Source organism: Kluyvera sp. 142486 (genome assembly GCF_046569695.1).
Classification (GTDB): Bacteria; Pseudomonadota; Gammaproteobacteria; order Enterobacterales; family Enterobacteriaceae; genus Kluyvera.
Map to the genome: position 1 here is coordinate 1 of NZ_JBKHUI010000054.1, position 239 is coordinate 239.

Below are 239 nucleotides of genomic sequence, written 5' to 3' on the forward strand. Positions count from 1 at the left end.
TGACTGGGGTGAAGTCGTAACAAGGTAACCGTAGGGGAACCTGCGGTTGGATCACCTCCTTACCTTAAAGAAGCGTTCTTTGAAGTGCTCACACAAATTGTCTGATAAATGATGAACTTCTGAATGTACTTTCGAGTGCATTAAGAAGTTTTGCTCTTTAAAAATCTGGATCAAGCTGAAAATTGAAACAGCACACTGAACTCTGTTCTCCGTAATAAGAACAGACTGAAGTGTGTTTG

The 239-nt window shown here is 40.6% G+C and carries 1 rRNA gene; it reads left to right on the forward strand.

Annotation, left to right across the window (positions count from 1 at the left end):
* Positions 1-62: ribosomal RNA gene (locus ACLGE8_RS22725) — 16S ribosomal RNA — on the forward strand; the annotation flags it as partial.
* Positions 63-239: the final 177 nt, after the last annotated feature.